The 22724-nt window shown below is 44.3% G+C and carries 23 protein-coding genes; 2 read left to right on the forward strand and 21 right to left on the reverse strand.

Annotated features, from left to right (window positions below; genetic code table 11):
• Positions 1 to 69 precede the first annotated feature (69 nt).
• The 11 genes from GT674_RS13560 to infC form a co-directional block, all read right to left on the reverse strand.
• Positions 70 to 756, reverse strand: coding sequence for a polysaccharide deacetylase family protein (locus GT674_RS13560; RefSeq protein WP_161286190.1), 687 nt, complete (start codon positions 754 to 756; stop codon positions 70 to 72).
• Positions 757 to 862: 106 nt separating this feature from the next.
• Positions 863 to 1489 (reverse strand): cytidylate kinase-like family protein, encoded by a 627-nt coding sequence (locus tag GT674_RS13565; RefSeq protein ID WP_161286191.1) that lies wholly within the window; start codon positions 1487 to 1489, stop codon positions 863 to 865.
• 14 nt (positions 1490 to 1503) lie between these two features.
• A complete protein-coding gene (locus GT674_RS13570) occupies positions 1504 to 2214 on the reverse strand; it encodes an ABC transporter ATP-binding protein (RefSeq protein WP_161286192.1) in 711 nt (236 codons plus the stop codon).
• A gap of 12 nt (positions 2215 to 2226) precedes the next feature.
• Entirely contained in the window at positions 2227 to 2985 is a 759-nt protein-coding gene (locus GT674_RS13575; RefSeq protein WP_161286193.1) for an ABC transporter ATP-binding protein, read from the reverse strand.
• 2 nt (positions 2986 to 2987) lie between these two features.
• Positions 2988 to 4058 carry a branched-chain amino acid ABC transporter permease gene (locus GT674_RS13580; RefSeq protein WP_161286194.1) on the reverse strand — a complete coding sequence of 357 codons (1071 nt, stop codon included), beginning with the start codon at positions 4056 to 4058 and terminating at the stop codon, positions 2988 to 2990.
• A gap of 12 nt (positions 4059 to 4070) precedes the next feature.
• Positions 4071 to 4955 (reverse strand): branched-chain amino acid ABC transporter permease, encoded by an 885-nt coding sequence (locus GT674_RS13585; protein WP_161286195.1) that lies wholly within the window; start codon positions 4953 to 4955, stop codon positions 4071 to 4073.
• Positions 4956 to 5053: 98 nt separating this feature from the next.
• The gene (locus tag GT674_RS13590) at positions 5054 to 6214 is read right to left on the reverse strand and encodes an ABC transporter substrate-binding protein (protein ID WP_161286196.1); all 1161 of its coding nucleotides are present in this window, start codon (positions 6212 to 6214) and stop codon (positions 5054 to 5056) included.
• 147 nt (positions 6215 to 6361) lie between these two features.
• Positions 6362 to 7840, reverse strand: coding sequence for a DUF6056 family protein (locus GT674_RS13595; protein WP_161286197.1), 1479 nt, complete (start codon positions 7838 to 7840; stop codon positions 6362 to 6364).
• 74 nt (positions 7841 to 7914) lie between these two features.
• Positions 7915 to 8271, reverse strand: coding sequence for a 50S ribosomal protein L20 (rplT, locus tag GT674_RS13600; protein WP_005427881.1), 357 nt, complete (start codon positions 8269 to 8271; stop codon positions 7915 to 7917).
• Positions 8272 to 8320: 49 nt separating this feature from the next.
• Positions 8321 to 8518, reverse strand: a complete 198-nt coding sequence (rpmI, locus tag GT674_RS13605) for a 50S ribosomal protein L35 (protein WP_015541985.1) — start codon at positions 8516 to 8518, stop codon at positions 8321 to 8323.
• Positions 8519 to 8604: 86 nt separating this feature from the next.
• Positions 8605 to 9099 carry a translation initiation factor IF-3 gene (gene infC, locus GT674_RS13610; protein WP_022215329.1) on the reverse strand — a complete coding sequence of 165 codons (495 nt, stop codon included), beginning with the start codon at positions 9097 to 9099 and terminating at the stop codon, positions 8605 to 8607.
• A gap of 425 nt (positions 9100 to 9524) precedes the next feature.
• On the opposite strand from infC, the gene GT674_RS13615 reads away from it, so the two are divergent.
• Complete coding sequence (locus GT674_RS13615) at positions 9525 to 9851, forward strand: DUF1540 domain-containing protein (RefSeq protein WP_161286198.1); 327 nt, start codon at positions 9525 to 9527, stop codon at positions 9849 to 9851.
• A gap of 80 nt (positions 9852 to 9931) precedes the next feature.
• Here the strand turns inward: GT674_RS13615 and ftsZ are convergent, their stop codons facing one another.
• The 10 genes from ftsZ to mraZ all read right to left on the reverse strand — a co-directional run bounded on the left by ftsZ (position 9932) and on the right by mraZ (position 22322).
• On the reverse strand, positions 9932 to 11098 hold the full coding sequence (ftsZ, locus tag GT674_RS13620) for a cell division protein FtsZ (protein WP_161286211.1): 1167 nt from the start codon (positions 11096 to 11098) through the stop codon (positions 9932 to 9934).
• A gap of 195 nt (positions 11099 to 11293) precedes the next feature.
• Positions 11294 to 12502, reverse strand: coding sequence for a cell division protein FtsQ/DivIB (locus GT674_RS13625; RefSeq protein WP_161286199.1), 1209 nt, complete (start codon positions 12500 to 12502; stop codon positions 11294 to 11296).
• On the reverse strand, positions 12486 to 13775 hold the full coding sequence (murA, locus tag GT674_RS13630) for a UDP-N-acetylglucosamine 1-carboxyvinyltransferase (protein WP_302025403.1): 1290 nt from the start codon (positions 13773 to 13775) through the stop codon (positions 12486 to 12488). Before murA ends, GT674_RS13625 begins: the two co-directional genes overlap by 17 nt.
• Positions 13776 to 13948: 173 nt before the next feature.
• Positions 13949 to 15307, reverse strand: coding sequence for a UDP-N-acetylmuramoyl-L-alanine--D-glutamate ligase (murD, locus tag GT674_RS13635; protein ID WP_161286200.1), 1359 nt, complete (start codon positions 15305 to 15307; stop codon positions 13949 to 13951).
• Positions 15308 to 15366: 59 nt separating this feature from the next.
• Complete coding sequence (gene mraY, locus GT674_RS13640; RefSeq protein ID WP_161286201.1) at positions 15367 to 16323, reverse strand: phospho-N-acetylmuramoyl-pentapeptide-transferase; 957 nt, start codon at positions 16321 to 16323, stop codon at positions 15367 to 15369.
• A gap of 108 nt (positions 16324 to 16431) precedes the next feature.
• Complete coding sequence (locus GT674_RS13645) at positions 16432 to 18156, reverse strand: peptidoglycan D,D-transpeptidase FtsI family protein (protein WP_161286202.1); 1725 nt, start codon at positions 18154 to 18156, stop codon at positions 16432 to 16434.
• A 64-nt stretch (positions 18157 to 18220) separates the two neighbouring features.
• Positions 18221 to 20323, reverse strand: coding sequence for a peptidoglycan D,D-transpeptidase FtsI family protein (locus tag GT674_RS13650; RefSeq protein WP_243149131.1), 2103 nt, complete (start codon positions 20321 to 20323; stop codon positions 18221 to 18223).
• A gap of 17 nt (positions 20324 to 20340) precedes the next feature.
• A complete protein-coding gene (locus tag GT674_RS13655; RefSeq protein WP_161286203.1) occupies positions 20341 to 20886 on the reverse strand; it encodes a hypothetical protein in 546 nt (181 codons plus the stop codon).
• Positions 20887 to 20909: 23 nt separating this feature from the next.
• The gene (gene rsmH, locus GT674_RS13660) at positions 20910 to 21854 is read right to left on the reverse strand and encodes a 16S rRNA (cytosine(1402)-N(4))-methyltransferase RsmH (RefSeq protein WP_161286204.1); all 945 of its coding nucleotides are present in this window, start codon (positions 21852 to 21854) and stop codon (positions 20910 to 20912) included.
• Positions 21855 to 21890: 36 nt separating this feature from the next.
• Positions 21891 to 22322: a division/cell wall cluster transcriptional repressor MraZ gene (gene mraZ, locus GT674_RS13665; RefSeq protein ID WP_161286205.1), complete on the reverse strand. Its 432-nt coding sequence runs from the start codon at positions 22320 to 22322 to the stop codon at positions 21891 to 21893.
• Positions 22323 to 22539: 217 nt separating this feature from the next.
• On the opposite strand from mraZ, the gene GT674_RS17260 reads away from it, so the two are divergent.
• Positions 22540 to 22724 (forward strand): hypothetical protein (locus tag GT674_RS17260; protein WP_205164689.1); only part of this gene is annotated, 185 nt, incomplete at its 3' end.

Genomic DNA, 22724 nt, shown 5'->3' on the forward strand with positions numbered 1-22724 from the left:
TTCTTTATCTATCAGTATAACGAAAACATTCAGAAAATGCAATGCCAATCCAGTCAGTCTTCACATCATTCACAATGACCCGCCAGCACAGTCTGAAATCAATTTATCCACTGTCACAAACTCATACCCGGTTTTCTTCAGCCGGTCGATGAGAAGAAACGCAGCTTCCACACTGGTTTCGTACTCATCGTGCATAAGAATGATCGAACCATCCTCCGGTCTGTCTCCTGCTGTCTCCAGTATAGCTTCCACATTCTGGCTCTTCCAGTCCAGGGTATCAATATCCCAGAACACCGGAAACATTTCCACGCACAGTTCCAGATTTTTCTTCCAGGCCCCGTAAGGCGGCCGCATATATTCCGGATAGATTCCGGCAGTCTCATAGATTTCATTGTTTGTTCTGAGGATTTCCTGCTTTGCAGTCGTCTCTGATATTTTGTCCAGCTGAACGTGATTGTAGGTATGATTTCCCAGAAGATGTCCTTCTCTTTGCATCCGCTGCACCAGCTTTTGGTTTTTCTTTATATTTTTACCCAGCAGAAAAAAAGTCGCATGGACATTTCGTTCTTTCAGTCCGTCCAGAAGAACTGGCGTATATTTCGGACTCGGGCCATCATCAAAGGTCAGTGCAACTCTCGGCCTGACAACACTTACACTTCCATCTGTCTGCACGGTTTCCAGCTTCCGCACTTTTGCAAAAGCACTTCCCATGATCAGCAAAAGTACAGCGGCAATCCTTATACCTCTTTTTCTCATAGCCACTCTGCTCACACTGTACTCCCTTAAATATATGCGGCAAAATCCAAAAAAGCACCAGAAACTCATCAGTATTTCCACTTCTGAGTCCCTGATGCCCCTGTATTTACTTATCCAGCATGATCTTTAACTGTGCTTCGATCGCATCTACACATTTCTCAAATCCGAGCTTGCCGCTGTTCAGGCAGAGATCATAATTTGTTGCATCATTCCATACACCACCGGTAAATTTGCGGTAGTATTCCTGTTTGCGTTTATCATCTTTGAGAAGGAACTTCTCTACATCTTCTCTTGATCCGGAAATCTTCTGGGAGGCCTGCTCTACACGGAACTCCCACGGTGCATGAACAAATACTCTCAGCGTATTCGGACGATCCTTAAATACATAATTCACACAGCGTCCTACGATAACATAGGATTCTTTTTCTGCAAGATCATTGACAACCTTTGCCTGATAATTAAAAAGGTTTTCATCAGAAATAAAATCCCTGCTTCCCGGACGAACCAGATCTCCCTTGTAAATACTGCTCTTATTGCCAAACAGGGAGGTTTTGATCTTATCACCTGCTTCTATCTTCCCAAAAAGATTTACATCGATTCCACTCTCGTCGGACGCCATATGAATGATCTGTTTATCATAAAAAGAGATTCCAAGGCGCTCTGCCAGCATCTTTCCAACGGTGCGTCCGCCGCTTCCATACTGTCTTGCAATTGTGATCACAACATGATCCATAGTGATTCTCCTCCTTATTCTCCCAGATATGCCTTCTGGACAGATTCATCATGAAGCAGGTCATCTGCCTTGCCCTCCAGAGTGATACTTCCGGTTTCAAGAACATAGGCTCTGTCTGCGATAGAAAGGGCTTTCTTTGCATTCTGCTCAACGAGAAGAACGGTCGTACCACTTTCACTTACTTCTTTGATGATATCAAAAATCTCATTTACAAAAATCGGGGACAGACCCATGGAAGGCTCATCCATCAGAATGATCTTGGGTTTGCTCATCAGTGCACGTCCCATGGCAAGCATCTGCTGCTCACCACCGGAAAGTGTGCCTGCACGCTGTCCTTTACGTTCTTTCAGACGCGGAAATCTCTTATATACCATCTCAAGACTCTGTGCGATCTCATTCTTGTCTTTTCTTGTGTATGCTCCCATCAGAAGGTTTTCGTATACGGACATATCTGCGAATACACGTCGTCCCTCCGGTACATGAGCCATTCCCATCTCTACGATCTTGTGTGCCGGTGTTCTGGTAATATCCCTGCCGCCAAAAAGAATGCTTCCTGACTTGGCCGGAATGATTCCTGTCAGCGTCTGTAAGGTTGTAGTCTTACCTGCGCCATTCGCACCGATCAGCGCGATAACTTCTCCCTGTTCTACATGAAAGGAAATTCCCTTCAATGCCTGGATGACACCATAATAAACCTGGAGATCTTTTACTTCCAACATTGACATTTGATTTTCCTCCTATTCTCCCAGATATGCAGTGACAACTGCCGGATCTTTCAGAACCTTCGAAGTCTCGCCCTGAGCAAGTACCTGTCCGAAGTTCAGTACAGTTACTTCCTCACAGATACCTCCGACCAGCTTCATATCATGCTCGATCAGAAGAGTGGTCATGTCAAAATGTTCCTGTACAAAACGGATCGTATCCATCAGTTCCTGTGTCTCATTCGGATTCATACCCGCTGCCGGCTCATCCAGAAGAAGAAGCTTCGGATTAGTCGCAAGTGCTCTGGCAATCTCCAGTTTACGCTGTTTACCATACGGGAGATTTCCCGCAAGTGTGTATGCTTCTTTGTCCAGATCAAATACCTTCAGGATCTCCATTGCTTTCTCATTCATTTCTTTCTCGACTTTATAGTATTTCGGAAGTCTTAAGATTCCTGTCAGTGTAGAATAAGAATGCTGATTGTGAAGTCCGACCTTGACATTGTCAAGAACCGGCATATCCTTAAACAGACGGATATTCTGGAAAGTTCTTGCAATACCTGCCCGGTTGATCTCAATCGTATTTTTTCCCGTGATATCCTGTCCATCCAGTTTAATAATACCCTCCGTCGGTTTGTATACACCTGTGAGAAGGTTGAAAATTGTTGTTTTGCCGGCACCGTTCGGTCCGATCAGGCCATAGAGCTGACCTTTTTCGATGGATACGTTAAATCCATCAACTGCACGAAGACCGCCGAACTGGATAGCCAGATGATTTACTTCCAACATTGCCATAGTTAAGCTGCCTCCTTTTTATGTTTTGTTCCTTTGATTTTTTCCATTACACGTGCTCTCCAGTTTCTTGCTGCCGGTGCCCAGTTAAAGAGCATCATTACGATCAGGACGATCGCATAGATCAGCATACGATAGTTTGCAAATCCACGGAGAAGCTCCGGAAGTGCATAAAGGATGATTGTTGCGATCATAGAACCTCTTAAGTTTCCGATTCCTCCAAGTACAACATATACCAGGATCAGGATAGACATATTGTAGTCAAATCCGGAAACCTTCAGCATAGAAAGATTATGTGCATAAAGAACACCTGCAACACCTGCAAGTGCCGCGGAGATCGTAAATGCAAGCAGTTTGAACTTTGTGACATCAATGCCAACAGATTCTGCTGCGATACGGTTATCTCTGGTTGCCATGATCGCACGTCCGCTTCTGGAATTTACAAGATTCTGTACGACAAATAAAGTAAGCAGGACCAGAAGGATTCCGATTGGGAAGAAATAGTGTTTTACATCTTTATAAAGAGCACCGGTTCCCGAGATACCAAGTGCACCCTTGAGGATCTGTTTGCCGCCCGCTGCCAGATTAAGATTTGCAGCCTTTGTAGCAACATGAAGGCCATTTTCATCAAAACCAACATACAGGATATTGATCAGGTTCTTAATGATTTCACCAAAAGCCAGCGTTACGATCGCCAGATAATCACCACGAAGCCGAAGTACCGGAATACCAATGATCACACCAAACACAGCAGCTACTGCTGCTCCGATGAAGATTGCCAGAATAAATCTCGGCACCTGCGGGATATCACTTGCCACATGTGAAAACAGTGCACTGGAATAAGCTCCCACACACATAAATCCGGCATGTCCAAGACTCAGCTCACCGGAGAAACCAACTACCAGATTCAATGATATTGCTGCAATCGTGTACACGCACAGCGGAACCAGAAGACCTGTGATAAGTCTGGACAGATGGCCTGTACCGGAAAGAATCTGTACGATCACAAACAGTGCGATAACGATTCCATAATTTATCAGATTGTTTTTTGTTGTTTTGTCCATATTTTTTTTCATTCTGACCACCTCTTATACTTTCTCCTGGATGTTCTTACCGAACAATCCGGTAGGCTTTACAAGAAGTACTACGATCAGAACTGCAAAACAGATTGCATCTGCCACCTGGGATGAGATATAGGCCTTTCCAAAAATCTCAATAATACCAAGAAGGATTCCACCGACCATAGCTCCCGGAATGGATCCGATACCACCAAATACGGCAGCCACGAAAGCCTTGATACCCGGCATCGCTCCTGTATATGGTGTCAGTGTCGGATAAGTCTGACAGAGAAGAAGTCCTGCAATTGCTGCAAGTCCTGAACCGATTGCAAATGTAAGGGAGATTGTTGCATTCACGTTGACTCCCATCAGCTGTGCTGCATCACGGTCTTCGGATACTGCCTGCATGGCACGTCCCGGTTTGGTCTTCTGTACAAAAAGCATCAGTCCGACCATGATCACAATACAGGTAAGGATCGTCACGATCGTAATTCCCTTAATAACCAGTTCTCCTCCGAAAAGAGAGAGTGACGGTACATCGATAACAGTTACAAAACTTTTGGCATCTGCACCGAAAATCAGTAAGGCCAGGTTCTGAAGCAGATAACTGACACCGATCGCGGTGATCAGTACTGCCAGATTTGATGATGCTTTACGGAGCGGACTGTATGCAACCTTCTCAATCACCATACCAAGAACGGTACAGAAGATCACGGAAAGTACAATAGCCAGCACCGGCGACATTCCTCCCTTTGTAACAGCAGTAAGGATCACAAACGCACCAACCATGATGACATCACCATGAGCAAAGTTCAACATTTTTGCAATACCATATACCATTGTGTACCCGAGTGCAATGATCGCATAGATGCTGCCCAGGCTGATTCCATCTTTTAAATATGATATAAAACTCATAATGCACCTCTTTAATTTATTATCTTATTAGTGCAAGAAAGGAGGACGGTTCTGTGATAACAGGCAACCGTCCCCCGTCCTCTTATTTCAGTATACTGTTATTTCATTTCCACGTAAGCACCATCTTTGATCTCGAAAGCTTTTGGCTCTTTGTCACATTCGCCGTCTTCGGACCATTTTGCCTTACCTGTCAGACCATCAAGTTCAATGTTCAGCATGGAAGCTGACATTGCAGCACTGATATCTTCATTAGACATATCCGGTGTGATTGCCGCATCGTTTGCAGCAAGCTGCATTGCAAAAAGTACATCATAAGCATCAGCTGCGAACTGGTTCGGAACCTCGTTCTTATTTGCTGCTTCATATGCCTCAACAAATGCTTTGGATTTTTCATCTTCGGATGTTACAGAGAAAGGTGTCAGAAGCATAACGCCCTCTGCAAGGGATGTATCAAAGTTTTCTACTCCAAGAATACCATCCATACCATCTACACCAAATTTCTTGATGTCATCCATTCCTGCATCATGAGCCTGCTGAAGGATCAGAGCATTGTCAGAATAGTAGTTTGGAAGGAACAGAAGCTCTGCACCGCTGTCTTTGATCTTTTTGAGCTGTACGGAATAATCTGTGTTGTTGTCTGTTGTATAAGCTTCATCAGCTACAACCTCCAGACCATTCTCTTCTGCTGCTGCAACAAATGCATCATGTACACCTGAGTTATAGTCTGCCATGGAATCATAGAGAACTGCAACCTTTGTTGCAAGCTTATGCTCACCGATAAATTCAGCAGATTTTGTTCCCTGTGCCGGGTCTGTGAAGCACATACGGAACTCATTGCTGCCTGCAGTGATACAGTCTAATGCTGTACCGGATGGAGTGAACAGGAATGTGCTCTCTGCTGCCTCTGCTCCGACTGCGATACAGGAACCAGATGTTACTGTACCACAAAGCATCTGCATTCCTTTATCCAGGAGGTCATTGTATGCATTCACTGCTTTCTCCGGATCACCCTGATCATCACCTGCATCAAGAATCTCTACATTGTATCCGTTGAATCCACCATTTGCATTAATTTCTTCTGCTGCAACCTGTGCTGCATGATATACACCGAGTCCATACTGTGCATAGTCGCCTGTCATAGGTCCGATCACACCGATCTTAAATGTCTCATCCTCTGCCGCGAATACAGATACTGGCATCATTGTTGCTGTCATGGCCACTGCTGCTGTTAAACTAAGTACTTTCTTCCAGTTTTTCATAATAAAGCTCCTCCTTTTGCTTTAACTCGCTAATACTTTAATGTTTTTGATTATAGCATCTGATATATGTGATTGCAAGGTAAATTTTAGATTTCTTTAAGAATTTGTTTATTTCGCAAGGATATGTGTTTTCGTGACACGGACTTTTCATTCAAATCTGACAGTCATATTCTCTGGGATATGATAAAATTCCTTGAATTTTTCTGCCCAGATCTCATCTATCGGTTCCGTATATCCTGTATAATCACTGAATGGCATGACCGGAAGTGTCAGTTCTTTTGCATTCTGCTCGACTGCCTCTTCGATCAATTCTGCTCTGTAATCACTGTACTTCCCTATTATCATAAAAATCCTCACATAAAATAATGCTGAAATACAAACTGTCACTGCAAGGATCAATGCCGGATAAAAAACCTGTATTTCTTCTCTCTTTTTTAGAAGATATTGAAGAATCTTTACCGCCGCCAGCACTTCAAACACATAAGAAATATAAAAGCATCTCGGACCGATTGGATCCGCTGCAATAAGCGGTGCTGCAAAAGCCAGCGAACCAAGATATGTGATACAGATAGAAAGCCGTTCTTCTTTTTCTGTAAACATCCAGACACAGAGAATCACATTTATAAAAAATACTATGGAAAGAAGTGCCATGATCCCTCTGTCCACCGCCTGCGTTCCAGCAAAGATCCACTCCGGACAGATCTTGTGCAAAATGCTGTACGCACTGTACCCCCAGAAAACAACCAGCATCTCTGCCGCTGCAAAACTCTGTTTTCTTTTTTTCAGGATAAGAACTGTAAGCAAAACTGTAAATATTACTGTCAGCACCCAGTTATTCAGGACAAGATTTGTCCATATCCTGGCAGCAAACCTCTGAAGCAGAATTCCTGCACTCATATCAATACTTTTATAGGTTTTTCCATTATGTACCGCTGCACTGGAATATGCTGAATTAGAAAACATGAGCACTGCTCCCAGAATTGCAGAGCACAGATAATTCACTTCTATTAAATAAATTTTTCTGTATCTGACAGCAGTGTAGACCAGCATCCACAGAGCATAGGCAGCAACAATGATCGTTATATTTTCGCTGAATAGCTGGACGCATATTCCCAAAGGGATAACTGCAAAAGTTTGAAAGCATGAATATTTTTCAGCTTTCTTTCTGTAAAGCTCTTCTGTCCATATAAAATAGACCAGAAACAACGGTACCGGAACTTCGTAATTGACAAAAGCGGCCGGCCATCCATAGCTCTGTCCATACAGGGAAGCCGGGACAGCAAGCAACAGTAAAATGATACTCAGAAGAAGGATCGGATCTGACTTGTCTTCTTCTGAAAAAAATTTTCTTCGCACGCTCACTTCCATCAGCCATACGACCAGCACCATACATACGGATATTACAAGTGTTTTTGCCATCTCTGATCTTGTGATCAGCAATGCCAGGATATTTCCCAGATATCTTCCGTTATACCCTGAAAAACCTCGCTTCATCAGTTCCATCCGCTGAGGCAGACCCCACTTCCACTCATCAAGACAGTAGGGAGCTTTATATCCCAAATATACAAACAGTATAAAAAAAACAGAATAAATAAAATATCTTGCCCTGTTATCTTTAATCTTCATCTTCTCTCTCCCGGAAACTGCCATATAAAAAAGACCGCAGATTTTATAACTGCGGTCTTTTCAGGCATATTAACTTATGCTACTGCTTTTTTAGCGATCTCAGCAAGTGCTGCAAATCCCTCTGCATCGTTTACTGCAAGTTCAGCAAGCATCTTTCTGTTGATGTCGATGTTTGCAACTTTAAGTCCGTGCATCATTTTGCTGTAGGAAAGTCCGTTCATTCTTGCTGCTGCATTGATACGAGCGATCCAGAGCTGTCTGAACTGACGTTTTTTCTGTTTACGTCCTGCATAAGAGCTTGCAAGTGCTCTCATAACAGACTGTTTTGCTACTCTATACTGTTTGGAACGGGCTCCTCTGTAACCCTTTGCCAGTTTTAATGTACGGTTATGTCTTTTTTTTGCGTTTAATCCGCCTTTAATTCTTGCCATTTCTTATATTTCCTCCTGTAGTCTTCTGATATCGTCCGCTGCCTGTTAATTATAAATATGGCAGAGCTTTCTTAATATTCTTAAGGTTTGTAGAATCAACAACAGTAGCTTTTCTCAGATTTCTCTTTCTCTTCTGAGATTTCTTTGTTAAGATATGGCTCTTATAAGCTTTATTTCTCATGATTTTTCCGGTTCCGGTTTTTTTGAAACGTTTTGCTGCTGCTCTACAAGTTTTAATCTTAGGCATTGTTATTTCCTCCTTGATTCGTGGTTCTATTTTTTATTTCACATTACCAGTCTCATGCACTGGCGGCATAATGTTCTGGTAACTGCTTAACGCTTTTCGCTGAGAAACATGGTCATGCTTCTTCCTTCGATCTTAGGTGCTTTCTCCACTGTTGCAACATCTGCAAGAAGCTCCGCAAAATCATCAAGGACATGTCTGCTGCTTGCCATGTGTGCCATCTCTCTTCCTCTGAAGCGAAGTGTAACCTTTACACGGTCACCTTTGGAGAGGAACTTTCTGGCCGCATTGACCTTGGTCTTTAAGTCATTTGTATCAATGTTTGGTGAAAGACGTACTTCCTTGATGTCGATCGTCTTCTGTTTCTTCTTAGCTTCTTTTTCCTTACGGGAGAGCTCATAACGGTATTTACCGTAATCAATGATCTTACACACCGGTGGTTTTGCCTGCGGCGCGATCTTTACAAGGTCAAGTCCTGCTTCCTGTGCCTTCGCCATTGCTTCTCTGGCTGACACAATTCCGAGCTGTGCTCCGTCCGGTCCAATCAGACGTACCTCTCTGTCTCTGATCTGTTCGTTAATCATTAAATTGCTAATTGTAGTACACCTCCATACCTGTAAATAAATGATATACTCTGACTCTCAGTCACCTTATGAACTAATCGGTAATGAAATTACCGAGAACTTCCTGTTATTCTCCTCTTCCCCTCAAAAAGAAAGAGCATGGACAGAATCCACACTCTATTATACCCAGTGATACATGACTAAAATGCCATGCGATATACAAATTCCAAAAGGAACATCCTGTATATCCCTGCATATAAACCTGAGCCGCAATCAGTCTGCGCTGAGGTGAGAGTGAAACTCTGCTTCGTTTTCTTTACGTACTGTATTAAGATACCATCCCTTTTTATGAAAGTCAAGCAGTTTTTTGTATATTTTTATTTTTTTTGCGAATACTTAAATATGGACACATAAGTCCGACAAAATCCAAGGAGGAATAACTGACTATGACAATTCTGAAATGTTCTGCTGTAAAATGCATGTACAACGAAAACGAACTCTGTTCCAGAGGTGATATCGAGATCACCGGTGCAAATGCCCGCCATGCAGAGGATACCACCTGCGGAAGCTTCCGCGACCGCAATTCTTCCGGCTCCGCCATGAACTGCGATACTCAGCACTGTGGCTGTGAAAAGATCAATATTGACTGTAAGGCTCAGGAATGTACCTACAACGACCACTGCAAATGTACAGCCTCCGCCATTAATGTTTCCGGCTGTCATGCCACAGAATGCTGCGATACAAAATGTGATACCTTCTCCTGTAAGTGCTGACCTTCTCTAAAAAGTTCTGATCACTTTGGATACGGTCAAAAAAAGACGCTGTGAACTCACAGCGTCTTTTAGTCTGTCATTTATCTGTTCTTAAGGAAATCCGGAATCTGGATGTCTTTCTTCTGTACAGTGCTTGACGGTACTTTGCTTGTAAATGTCGGTGTACTCTGCATATTCGGCAGATTGAAACTCGGCATGCTCATAGTCGGCTGCTGTGTCTGGGTTGTCCCTGCAGTGCCTGCTGCCGGTCTGCGAACACCGAATGGTGTTGTATTGCTTCTGTTGCCAAATGGTGTGGATTTGGCTTCCAGATCAGAAAGTCCTGTAGCAATTACTGTGATTCTTGCATAATCTGCAACGGAATCATCATACATTGCACCAAAGATGATGTTAGAGTCCTCTCCGGTAAGCTCCTGTACATAGCTTGCTGCATCATTTGCATCCATAAGAGAAATATCTCCGGAAATGTTGATGATGACATGAGTTGCACCCTTGATAGTTGTTTCCAGAAGCGGGGAGGATACCGCCTGCTGTACTGCCTCCATCGCCTTGTCATCTCCTCTTGCCTCACCGATACCAATATGAGCAATTCCCTTATCTCTCATTACAGTCTGAACATCTGCAAAGTCAAGATTGATCAGTGCCGGAAGATTGATCAGGTCTGTGATGCCCTGTACTGCCTGCTGAAGTACTTCATCTGCCTTACGAAGTGCCTCCGGCATGGTCGTACGACGATCTACGATCTCTAACAGCTTGTCATTCGGAATGACGATCAGTGTGTCAACAGCTTTCTTCAGATTCTCGATTCCGGACAGAGCATTGTTCATACGTGTTTTTGCCTCGAAACGGAAAGGCTTCGTAACGACACCAACTGTCAGGATACCCATCTCCTTGGCTGCTGCTGCGATAACCGGTGCTGCACCTGTACCGGTGCCGCCGCCCATACCACAGGTAACAAATACCATGTCTGCACCTTCCATTAACTGTTTCACTTCTTCTATGCTCTCCTCAGCAGCCTTCTGGCCAACTTCAGGCTGTGCACCTGCGCCAAGGCCCTTCGTAATCTTTTCACCAATCTGAAGTACTGTTGGAGCTTTGCAAAGTGTCAGGGCCTGTTTATCAGTATTTACACCAACAAACTCTACTCCTCCGATGGCCTCTTCCACCATTCTGTTTACTGCATTATTTCCTGCTCCGCCTACGCCAATTACAATAATCTTGGCGGAAGACTCGGCCTCATTTGACATAATCTCTAACAATGTACTTCCTCCTTTATCTCCCTGATATTATCATATATCAAACTACATATAGATATATCATATATTTTTTTCTTGAATTAATCAACCACTAATTTTGTTTTTTTATACTTTTTTCACGATTATTCGTCATCGGTGATCTGGAATGGATTTTGCCCAGAGGCTGTAAACGGAGTGGACCGCAGCCTATTCTTCCCCTTCATAATAGTCGCTTTCCTCCTCACTGTAGCCGTCTTCATAGCTATCTTCCCCGGTGTTTTCGGTGCTTTCTTCTTCGGAATCTTCTTCCTGCGAGCTTCCATCTTCATTATCCGTATCAGAGTTATCTTCTGTATCTTCTGGTTTTGCTCCTACATAATTTCCCTCTGCGTCGTATTCACCAACTCCGTCAAATCCGCCCGACTCATTGTATCCGCCGGTCCAGTCACCGAAGCTGTCCAGCAGTTCCTGCGTCGGTGCAGGACCAACATAATTAAGATCAGCGTCGTACTCTCCGCTTCCGGTATAATCCCCTTCTTCGTCGTAGCCGCCTACCCAGTTCTCAATGGCCGTATCCAGTGCTGTCACCGGTTTAGGTCCCACATATTTTCCGGATTCATCATATTCTCCGTCACCGGTGTAATCACCATTCTCATCATAACCACCATTCCAGTTCTCTGCGGTGATCTCCTCTTCTTCGGCTTCAAATGTCACCATCTTTGAATTGCGTGAGATATTTTCCATGTGGAGGATTCCTTTCTGTCCCTCAAGCTGTGGCAAAATGGCGATCGCCCTTGTCATTTTGTCCTCCAGATATTCATCCTTGCCAAGCTGGACCGTGACATCACCATACATAAGGCTGATTTCATAATTGTCATCAAAACTGATATGATCCGGCACCTTATCATTCTTGGCAAAAATTGTAGAAAGAGCAACCGCCGTGTTCAGGACTGCTCCTTTGATTGGAAGCTTTTCTTTCATCACAATCTTTGAAGGCTGTATCCCGTCAAAAAAAGCCACCTTTGTGTCTCTTATCTTACTTCCCTCTACAAAATATCCGTTATTGTCAAAATAAATATAGCTGTCCAGATAAGGAATACAGCCTACCACGCTCTTTTCTTTGACACTGATGATCAGTTTATGTCTGTCGGAACGTTTCACGCTGAAATTCTCGATATATGGAAATTTTTCTGCCGCATTTTTGGAATAAAATCTCGGAGCAAAAATCGTGTTGGAGGTCAATGGTCCCTTAAGGATTGCCTCTTTCAGTTCATCCTCTGAATAATGCTCACTTCCCATGACTTCAACGGTCTTCACCTGAAAAAAAGCGAAGAAAAAAATAACAGCGGCCAGGATTATGATGGCCACACTGCCCATGATCAGTTTCCGTGTATTAATATTACTGGATGTATTCATATGTCGTCATTCCTGTATCCTTCTTGATTTTCCCGCCAAGATCTGAAATATCCTGAACGATATCTTCGTATCCCCGGCAGATAAATGAATATCCCTCTACAATAGATTCACCCCTTGCAGCAAGTGCTGCAACTACCAGTGCTGCTCCACCTCTCAGTTCCTGTGCCTGTAAATATCCTCCCTGTAAATCAGAGGTGCCTCTGATCCACGCCTTTCTTCCCTCTGTTCTGATCTCTGCTCCCATCCGGTTAAGCTCTCCGGTTATCTTGAAGCGATCCTCAAAAACAGATTCCAGAATACAGCTCTTTCCCGGAATCGTTGCCAGCACTGCCATCAGAAGTGACTGCAGATCTGTAGGAAATCCCGGGTATGCAGCAGTTTCTGTCATAGAAACAGGAAATCGCACCCGGCTTCCGTCCGCTACTAGTTTACCACTGTTCCATTCATATTGTCCACCCATTTTGCGATATACTTCAAGGAAGGCCGTGAGTTCACCCTGTGGAGGATTCTGGATCTCAATCCTTCCTCTGGTGGCTGCTGCTGCACAGAGATATGTCCCGGCAACGATTCGATCTGGCGGCACCTGCATATCTGCGCCCTGAATGATTTTTCCTCCTTCGATCAGAATCTCCTCCGTTCCTTCTCCCTGAATACTTGCTCCCATCTTCTTTAAGAATCTGCACAGCCAGATAATCTCCGGTTCTTTTGCACAATTATAAATTCTTGTTTTTCCACTGGCAGAAACTGCTGTCAGAACAGCCTGCTCCGTTGCCCCTACACTTTTTCCGGCGAAAAAAATCTCCGTTCCATGAAGCTTTTCGCATACCGCTTCCAGCTTCTCTGTACACTCTTCTACTTTTGCTCCAAACTTCCGAAGTGCATACAGATGAAGATCCACCGGCCTTTTTCCAATCACACAGCCTCCCGGATATCCCATGGATACCCTGCCCACTCTTCCCAGCAGTACTCCGAGCAGTATAACAGAAGATCGCATTTTTTCTGTATAAAAAGCAGATATTTCTGTTTTTTGTACCTTCGTACAGTCCAGATACAAATCATGTTCCTGCCACCGGGTATCTACGCCGAGTGTACCAAGGATTTCTTCCATGCAAAATACATCTGCGATCCGGGGACAGTTTCTGAGTACGCTGATTCCGGGATAAAGAAGTGCAGCCGCCATCATGGGAAGTGCAGCATTTTTGGAACCCTGCATCCGTATCGTACCATGAAGAGGAGTTCCTCCTGCTATGCGAAGTTTATCCAATCGTTTCACTCCCAAAGGGCCTCTTACCTTTATTATATGTTTCGTGAAATTTTCTGTGATTCTCTTCTCTTTCTTTGTATCAGCTTCTCAAATCTGCTGTAAACTAAAAGAAAGTCTGATCTGTTTTCATTCAAATCTGACTTTCTTTTTTCTTCTATATTAATATAAGTACAGCATTTTTATCAAAGTGCTTTTACGTATTCTTTGAACATATCGCCTCGCTGTTCATAGTTATCGAACTGTCCCCAGCTTGCGCAGGCAGGAGAAAGAAGGACTGCATCTCCCGGTTCTGCCTTCTGTGCACAGATATCCACTGCTTCCCTGAGATCCTCACACAGAATGATACACGGACACACGCCAAGACGCTCCGCTGCTTCTTTGATCTTGTCTTTTGTCTGTCCGATCAGAACAAGGCAGCGTACCTTGCCATCAAAAGCATTCAGCCATTCATCATAGCTGGAACCCTTATCGTAGCCGCCTCCGATCAGAAGCGTAGGACGGTTCATAGCCTGTATGCCCTTAATCGCAGCATCCGGATTGGTTCCCTTGGAATCATTGTAATAAACAACGCCATTCTTCTCTGTGACATATTCAATCCGGTGCTCAACTGCTGTAAATTCGCAGATACTTTTGCAGATACTCTCCACAGAAACGCCTGCACAATATGCCATTGCCACTGCCGCCATCACATTCTCAAAATTGTGCTGTCCAAGAAGCTTAAGTTCACCTGTATGTACAAACGGAATTTCTTTACCTTCCAGCTTAAGTACGATCAGATCTCCATCCAGATAAATTCCCTCATCAAGCTTCCTTACACTGGAAAAATAAACCGTTTTCGGAACAATATTCTTACCGAATTCACGCAATACCGGATCCTCGTAATTCAAAATGCAGAAATTCTCCGGTTTCTGATTTTTGACGATCAGTTCCTTGACGCGGATATATTCCTCCATTGTATGATGACGATTCAGATGATCCTCTGTGATGTTAAGGATCGCACTGACCTGTGGTGCAAACTCCTCAATCGTCTCAAGCTGAAAGCTGCTGATCTCTGCCACTGTTGTAGAATTTTCTTTCATTTCCAATGCTTTGGATGTATACGGTGTTCCGATATTTCCTACCACAAAAACTGATTCCGCTGCATCACTCATAATCTTGCCAAGCAATGCTGTCGTAGTAGTCTTTCCGTTTGTTCCGGTAATCGCCAGCACACGACCCTTTCCTGTACGATAAGCAAGCTCCACTTCTCCCCATACCGGAAGTCCCATATCATAAAACTTCTGTACGACCGGAATATCTGTCGGTACTCCGGGACTGAGTACTACCAGATCAAGGCCTGCTTCTACTTCTTTCGGGAGTTCTCCCGCATAGATCTCAGCCTTCTCTCCATGTGCAAGTTTACCCAGAACTGCATCCTTATCTGTGTTTTCATTTCCGTCAAAGAGAATCACATGAGCCCCTGTCTGTTCCAGAAGATCCGCGGCTCCGATACCACTTTTGCCTGTTCCAAAGACAAGTACTCTTTTTCCCTGTAAATCCATTCTTTTTTCCTCCTGTAAGCTGGTTACCCTTTACTTCGTTCACAGCAACCTGTTCAAAATCACAGTGCGAGAAGTGCGATCAGACACATCACTGCTGTTATAATAGAAAACACAGCTACAACTCTTGTTTCCGACCATCCGCATAATTCAAAATGATGATGGATCGGAGCCATCTTAAAGATACGTTTCCCATGTGTTTTCTTAAAATAAGTTACCTGTATGATAACGGACAGTACCTCTACCAGATAGATCAGACCTACCAGAAGGATAAACAGCGGCATCTGCATCATATAGGCAGCTCCTGCGACAAATCCTCCCAGTGCCAGAGATCCCGTATCACCCATAAAAATTTTGGCAGGATATACATTAAACAGCAGAAATCCCATCAGCCCCCCCACAACTGCACAGGTGATCGGCTCGATTCCACTCTTTGTTCCAATGGAAACCACAGAGAAAAATACCGCAACGATCAGTGTTACACTGGATGCCAGTCCGTCCAGACCATCTGTAAAGTTTACACCATTCACAGTTCCGATCACTGCAAAGAAGAGAACCGGAACAGCCAGCCATCCAAGGTTCAGATAATGATCTGACCAGAATGGGATACGCATTGCCAGATTTACATCTGTATAATTCACAAGATAATACGTAAATACTGCGGTTACAACTATCTGCAGAGAAAATTTCTGCCATGGAAGAAGACCATCAGAACGTCTCAGAACTACCTTAAGGTAATCATCCAGAAATCCGATAATACCAAATCCCAGTGTCAGAAACAGTACCGGAATCACCTTCGGATAATCTCTGACATAAAACAGGGATGTTATAACCGTAGCTATCAGAAAAATGACGCCTCCCATTGTAGGAGTTCCTGCTTTTTTCAGGTGCGACTGCACACCCTCCACACGTTCTGTCTGTCCCATCTTGAGTTTTCTCAGAAACGGGATGATGATCGGCCCCAAAATCACACTGATCGCAAAAGAGATCAGCACAGGGATTACAACTTGATAATTCATCCTCACACCTCTTATCATTCTTTTGTTTTTTTATCATGTTTGATTATAAGGCTTTTTGACGTATTTCGCAACCCTATCGTTACTGTGAACAGTTACATCCCTTTCCTTCTATCCTTCTATTTTCATATACGGAAGAATGTTCTCAAAAATTGTCCGGACAACAGGGGCTGCAATGGTTCCTCCATAATAGACACCCTTGGGATCATGAATGATACATAAGGCCAGTATCTGCGGCTCTTTTGCGGGAGCAAATCCAAGAAATGAAGAGATATAACGGTTGGCACTTCTTGGAAGTGTCTGTGAAGTAGCCGTCTTGCCGCCGATTCTGTATCCCTCGATCGCTGCATTTTTTCCCGAACCCTCAGAAACAACTTTTTCCAGTATATACCGGACTTTCTCAGATGTTTCGGCTGAGAGGATCCCTGTTTTTACAGGATATTCCAACTCTTTTATAATTTCTCCGCTCTCATCTTCAACCGCCACTCCAAAATGAGGAGTGACCCGTCGTCCTCCGTTGATCAGTGCACTCACAGTTGCCGCAAGCTGGATCGGTGTGATCTGAAAGGACTGGCCAAAGGAAACTGTTGCCAATTCTACATTTCCCATATTCTGAGGCTTGTGCATGATCGTACCCGCCTCTCCCGGAAGATCAACGCCGGTTTTTTCCAGAAGTCCGAATTTTCTGAAGTATTGATAGTATTTTTTCACCCCAAGTCTCAATCCTACTTCGATAAATACGGGATTGCAGGAATTCTGTGCTCCTTCTACAAAATTCTGCGAACCATGTCCTCTCCTGTTTGCACAGTGGATCCTTCTGTCATCGACCAGCTTGTATCCGGGACAGTAGAAACGATCCTCCATAGTTACAGCCCCTTCCTCAAGACCTGCTGCCATTGTGATGATTTTGAATGTAGAACCCGGTTCATAGGTATCATTCAGACAGGGATTCCTCCACATCTGATTCAGCAGTTCCTGCTTCTTCTCTGCACTCAGGCCGGAAGTATCCGCATCTGTATTCAGTTCAAACGGGTGATTCAGATCAAATTCCGGCACATTTACACAGGCATAGATTTCTCCGTTCTGAGGGTTCATCAAAAGAATCGAAACTCTTTCAGCATCTTTTTCTTCCATAACCTTCAGAGCAGCCTGCTGGACATATTCCTGTATGCTGATATCCAGACTGGTTCGAAGCGTGCTGCCTGTCTTGGGTTCTTTCCGGTTTTCTCCGATTTCATCCAGTTCGATTCCCCTCGCATCAGTAGTCGTGAGGATTTTGCCCGAATCACCGCTCAGCACATCTTCATATTCCACCTCAAGACCTATGATTCCCTGGTTGTCTGCTCCTGTAAATCCCAGGACTCTGGAAGCAAGCGAATTCCATGGATAATATCGCTTGTAGTCTTCATCCACCTTTACCCCCGCAAGACCGGCCTTTCGTATTTCATCTCCCACCTTTTTTTCTACATTTGTCCGCATTCTCTCTATGGAGGATATTTTTTCTACTTTTTTTCGCACTGTATCTTCTGATAGTTCCAGTTTCTGCGACAACAGGGAAATGATCTTTTCCGGCTCCTTAATCTGGCTGTGAATGACAGATACCGTACAGACAATCTTATTTGATGCAAGAACTTTTCCCTTCGCATCCACTATTTTTCCCCGCGCTGCTTTGATCGGTCGTTCCCTCTCATGGAGTTCCTGTGCTTTCTCACTATAATAGTCCGCTCTGACCCCCATCAGATAAACAAGTCTTCCTGTCAGTCCCAGCATCATGACTGCACATAAAAGAAAAATTGTCCATACCTTTTTTTTATGAAAAGTCAGATTTTTTTTCATAAAAAATCCCCCCGAAGACTGTCATACTATTATATGTCCAGTCCCCGGAGGGAATCACCGTATCTTAGTCCAGTCCAGCCTCCTCATTAGTAAGGCCTTCACTTTCCATATCATTGTCCTGTTCAGCATCTTCTTCACTGTCTTCTGGTGGTTCCGGCACGTTTGTATCTGAAATTGCTTCTTTCAGATCACCTTCATCATCCGTGCCCACATTTACATCCACAGTGTTTCCAGAGGCATCCACAAGATTTCCCTTAAATCCTTCCCACAACTCTGTTTTCGGGATGGTTCCATCCTCTGATTCGTCCGGTGTTACATTCAGATACGGAAGCAGCTCTGACAGGATTCCCTGTGCGATATACTGAGGATATTTACTGTCTGCCTGTTCCTCCGCATTCGGCTCATCTACAGCCACATACATAAGTACCTGCGGATTCTCCACCGGTGCAAAGGTAATAAAAGAAACGATATATTTCTTATTTCCTCGCGGAAGTTTCTCGGCAGTACCTGTCTTACCACCAGAACTGTAGCCTTCTACCTTGGAGGTACGGCTTGTACCTTCCAGAACACTGGCCTGCATGTAAGAACGAATGTCTGCCGAAATGTCAGAAGAGATTGTCTGTTTGAGAAGCACCGGATTAATTGTTCTGACCGTACCTCCGCTGCTGTCCTTGATTGCAGTCACCAGGTGCGGCTGATAATAATATCCGCCATTGATAACCGAACACATTGCATTGATCTCTTGAAGCATCGTACAAGTAAATCCCTGACCGAATGCCGAGCAGGCAAGCTCCGTTTCTCCCATGGTCTCTGTCGTATGGATAACGCCCGCCCCCTCATTCGGAAGATCGATTCCTGTACGGGAACCAAAATTAAATAGACTCTGTGCTTTCAGGAAAGCCTCTGTCCCCATTTTGGCTGCGATCTGCATCATTCCATCATTACAGGAGTTTGCAATGACCTCCCTTAAGGTCTCCGTTCCATGTGCATCCGGCCATACCGCACATTTGATATAGGTATCTCCGTTTGCACCAAAGGTTTCGCCGCCATCGCAGTTAAACGTATCCGTTGCTGAGATCTTGCCTTTCTCCAGGGCACCTGCCATGACGATTGGCTTTACAACGGATCCTACTTCAAAAGCATCTGTTACACAGAAATTTCCCCACATGGCATTCAATGCCGTCACGGTTTCCTCATCTGACATTTTGTCGATTTCTTCCTGAGAATACACCTGTGACATATCTCTTGGATTATTCAGATCATATCTGTCTCCTCCATCCATGGCGATGATTTCGCCGGTCGACGGCCTCATTACGATCACACCAATGTTCTTGGCACCCATGCTGGCTTTGAAGCCATTGACATATTTTTCTACAATCTGCTGTGCTCCCACATCCAGCGACGTCTCGATACTTTCCCCGGTTACTGGCTCCATGATCGTCTGTTCAGCATCTGACTCATCATTGATATATCCATACTGACGGCCATCCGTTCCCATCAGGGTACTGTTATAATAACCTTCCAGCCCGGCATCTGCTGTTTCTCGCGAAAGAGTAAAACCGATGGTATCACAGGCAAGTTCATCAAAAGGATAGATTCTCAGATAATCTTCCTCAAACCAGACTCCCTGTACATTTGCACGTTCTTCCAGTTCTTTCTCGGAAAGACCGCTGTCCTCACCAGGGGAAGCATATTCTTCAAATGCTTTCTTCTGATCCATTGTTATTTGTTTTTTGAGGATCTGGTACTGGCTGGAGCTTGTCGCAGGATCTGTAAGTTTCTTTCGGATATCATCCTCATCAATACCCAGAACATCTACAAGTGCCTTGACCGTCGCATCTACATAGTCATGCTTTTCATCATTGACTTCCTTACAGTCCAGGATCACTGTATAAACCTTCTGACTTGTAGCGAGGAGATTTCCGTTACAATCATAAATATTGCCTCGCTTGGCCGGAAGTACACTGCTCTGATAGGACTGCTGTGCCTGCAGAAGTACTCGTTTCTTATACTTGGTTCCACTGGTCGCATTAATATACGTAATACGTCCCAACAAACAAACTAAAGCTAGTATTACTACTGCAAATAGTCCTACTAGCTTTCCCCGCATGGTATGATTGATTTTTGGTTGAGGTTTCTTACGTTTCCTCTGTCTGGTATCGCTCAAATTCTCACCTCTTACTTTCAGGGTACATCCTGATACTGTCTCACATAACTGCTGCTTGGCACACTGTAAGTCTTCTTCTGACTGTCAGTGGGATAGTTCATTTCCAGACGGCCGATCGCGGTTTCTCTGATCTGATCCAGATCAACTTCCGATGTCACCTGACTTTCATATGCATCATTTTCTTCTTTAAGCTGAGCCCATTCGGATTCCAGGCCTGCTACGGATTTAATCCTTCCTGTCAGCTCTGCCTTCAGCTGAAGATAGTTGACACAGCAAAACAACACTGCCACACTTACAACTGCCAGGAACGTTACAAATCCACGTCCCATACTCATTGCCTTCTCACGGTTACGCCTGGTCTCACGACTTATTCTCTGAGTGCCGGCTGTTACTGTGCGTGTTGTACTTCTATGCTTCACAGACTGCTCCCGGGAAGCCGCCGGTCTGCGTCCCGGCACCTCCTGCAGTCTCTTTACTGTATTTCCATCTATATACATCCCACGGGCATTTCTTGCATTTACTTTGCCTTTTCTGTTTGTAACTGCCCTGTTTGTCCTTTCCATCTACGCCCTTCAACTCCTATATTTCAGTCTGAAAATCTCCGCTCAAAAATCCTCAGTTTTGCACTTTTAGATCTTGGGTTTTCTTCCTGTTCTGCTGTCGTTGGAAGAATAGGCTTTCTGGTGATAACTTTTCCTTTGGATTTTTTGCCGCATACACACACCGGAAAGTCCGATGGACATGTACATGGATTTTCGTTTTTGCGGAAGATCGTCTTAACAATACGATCCTCTAAAGAATGAAACGTGATAATACATATTCTTCCTCCATCATCAAGGAGATCGATCATTCCATCCAGTGATTCTCTGAGAACATCCAGTTCTCTGTTTAACTCAATGCGAATTGCCTGAAACGTCCGCTTCGCCGGATGTCCTCCGGTTACCTGCATCTTCATCGGAATAGACTGACGAATGATCTCTGTCAGCTCTCCGGTGGTGCGGATCGGACTCTGCTGTCTGGCCGCCACAATGTGCTTCGCTATATTCTTTGCAAATTTATCTTCACCGTAATCACGAATGATACGGTACAGTTCTTTCTCTTCATAACCATTGACAATATCAGCGGCTGTCCTGCTCTGCCTCTGATCCATCCTCATATCCAGAGGTGCATCTGTCCGATAGGTAAATCCCCGCTCTTCATTGTCCAGCTGATACGATGAAACTCCCAGGTCTAAAACAATTCCGTTGACTTTCTGGATTCCCAGGCTGTGAAGTTCATTAGCCATGTAACAATAATTGCTGCGAATGATCGTCACTCTGTCCTCATAGGCGGCCAGCCTGTCACTCGCAGCAACTATTGCATCTTGGTCCTGATCTATGCCAATAAATCTCCCCTTGGCAGAAAGTCTGCGGCACACTTCACTTGCGTGCCCTGCTCCTCCCAGCGTTCCATCCACGTAGATCCCGTCCGGCTTAATATTCAAGCCGTCAATGGTTTCTTCCAGTAATACAGACTTATGCTTAAATTCCATATCCGTCTCCTGTTGGATTTCTTTCCGGCGTATTGCTCAGATGATGATATCCATATCCCGCATACTCTCTGCGATACTGTCCATATCATCATAATTGCAGTTCTCACTCCACTTTTCCTTGCTCCAGATCTCAATCCGGTTCAGGTTTCCTGTGAGTACCACTTCTTTCTCCAGACCGGCAAATTCCCTTAGTGGCTGTGGCACAAGGACTCTCCCCTGCCTGTCCAGTTCACAGTTTGTGGCACCTGCTACAAAGAAACGTGTGAAGGTTCGCGCATTTTTATTTGTAAGTGGTAAGGCTCTGAGTTTCTTCTCGAATGTTTCCCATTCATCCATGGGATAAACTGAAAGACAACCATCCAATCCTCTGGTCATGATAAACTCTTCTCCCAAAAGTTCTCTGAACCTGGCGGGAATGATCAGACGCCCCTTCGCATCTATTACATGATTGTATTCTCCCATGAACATAAAACTCACCTGCTCTCAAGAGTACGATTTTCCCCTTCGTACATCTCTGGTGGAGCTGTCAAGTCTGCCACATTCTCTCCATTCCCCACCACTATTCACCACTTTCTACCACTTATGAAACAATTCTACCCCATTTACTGTTAAATTACAAGTGGGAATCTGAGTTTTTTTAATGCATGCAAGCCTCTTTTTTTCTCTGAAAAAGGGAAGTTTTCTTATGTTTTTTCAAGAAAACTTCCCTTTGGATTTTATTATTTATCGCATCTTTTGTTTAGTTAGCAACCACCAGTTCAACTGGTGGTTTATCCCTGGCCCTCCAAAGGGCCATTGTTACTGCTCGCCCCAAAGGGCGGTATCGCAAGCACTTTTACTGGCCCGCTATAAAGCGGTACTACTGGAATC

It is taken from the genome of Blautia sp. BIOML-A1 (genome assembly GCF_009883055.1).
Classification (GTDB): domain Bacteria; phylum Bacillota; class Clostridia; order Lachnospirales; family Lachnospiraceae; genus Blautia_A.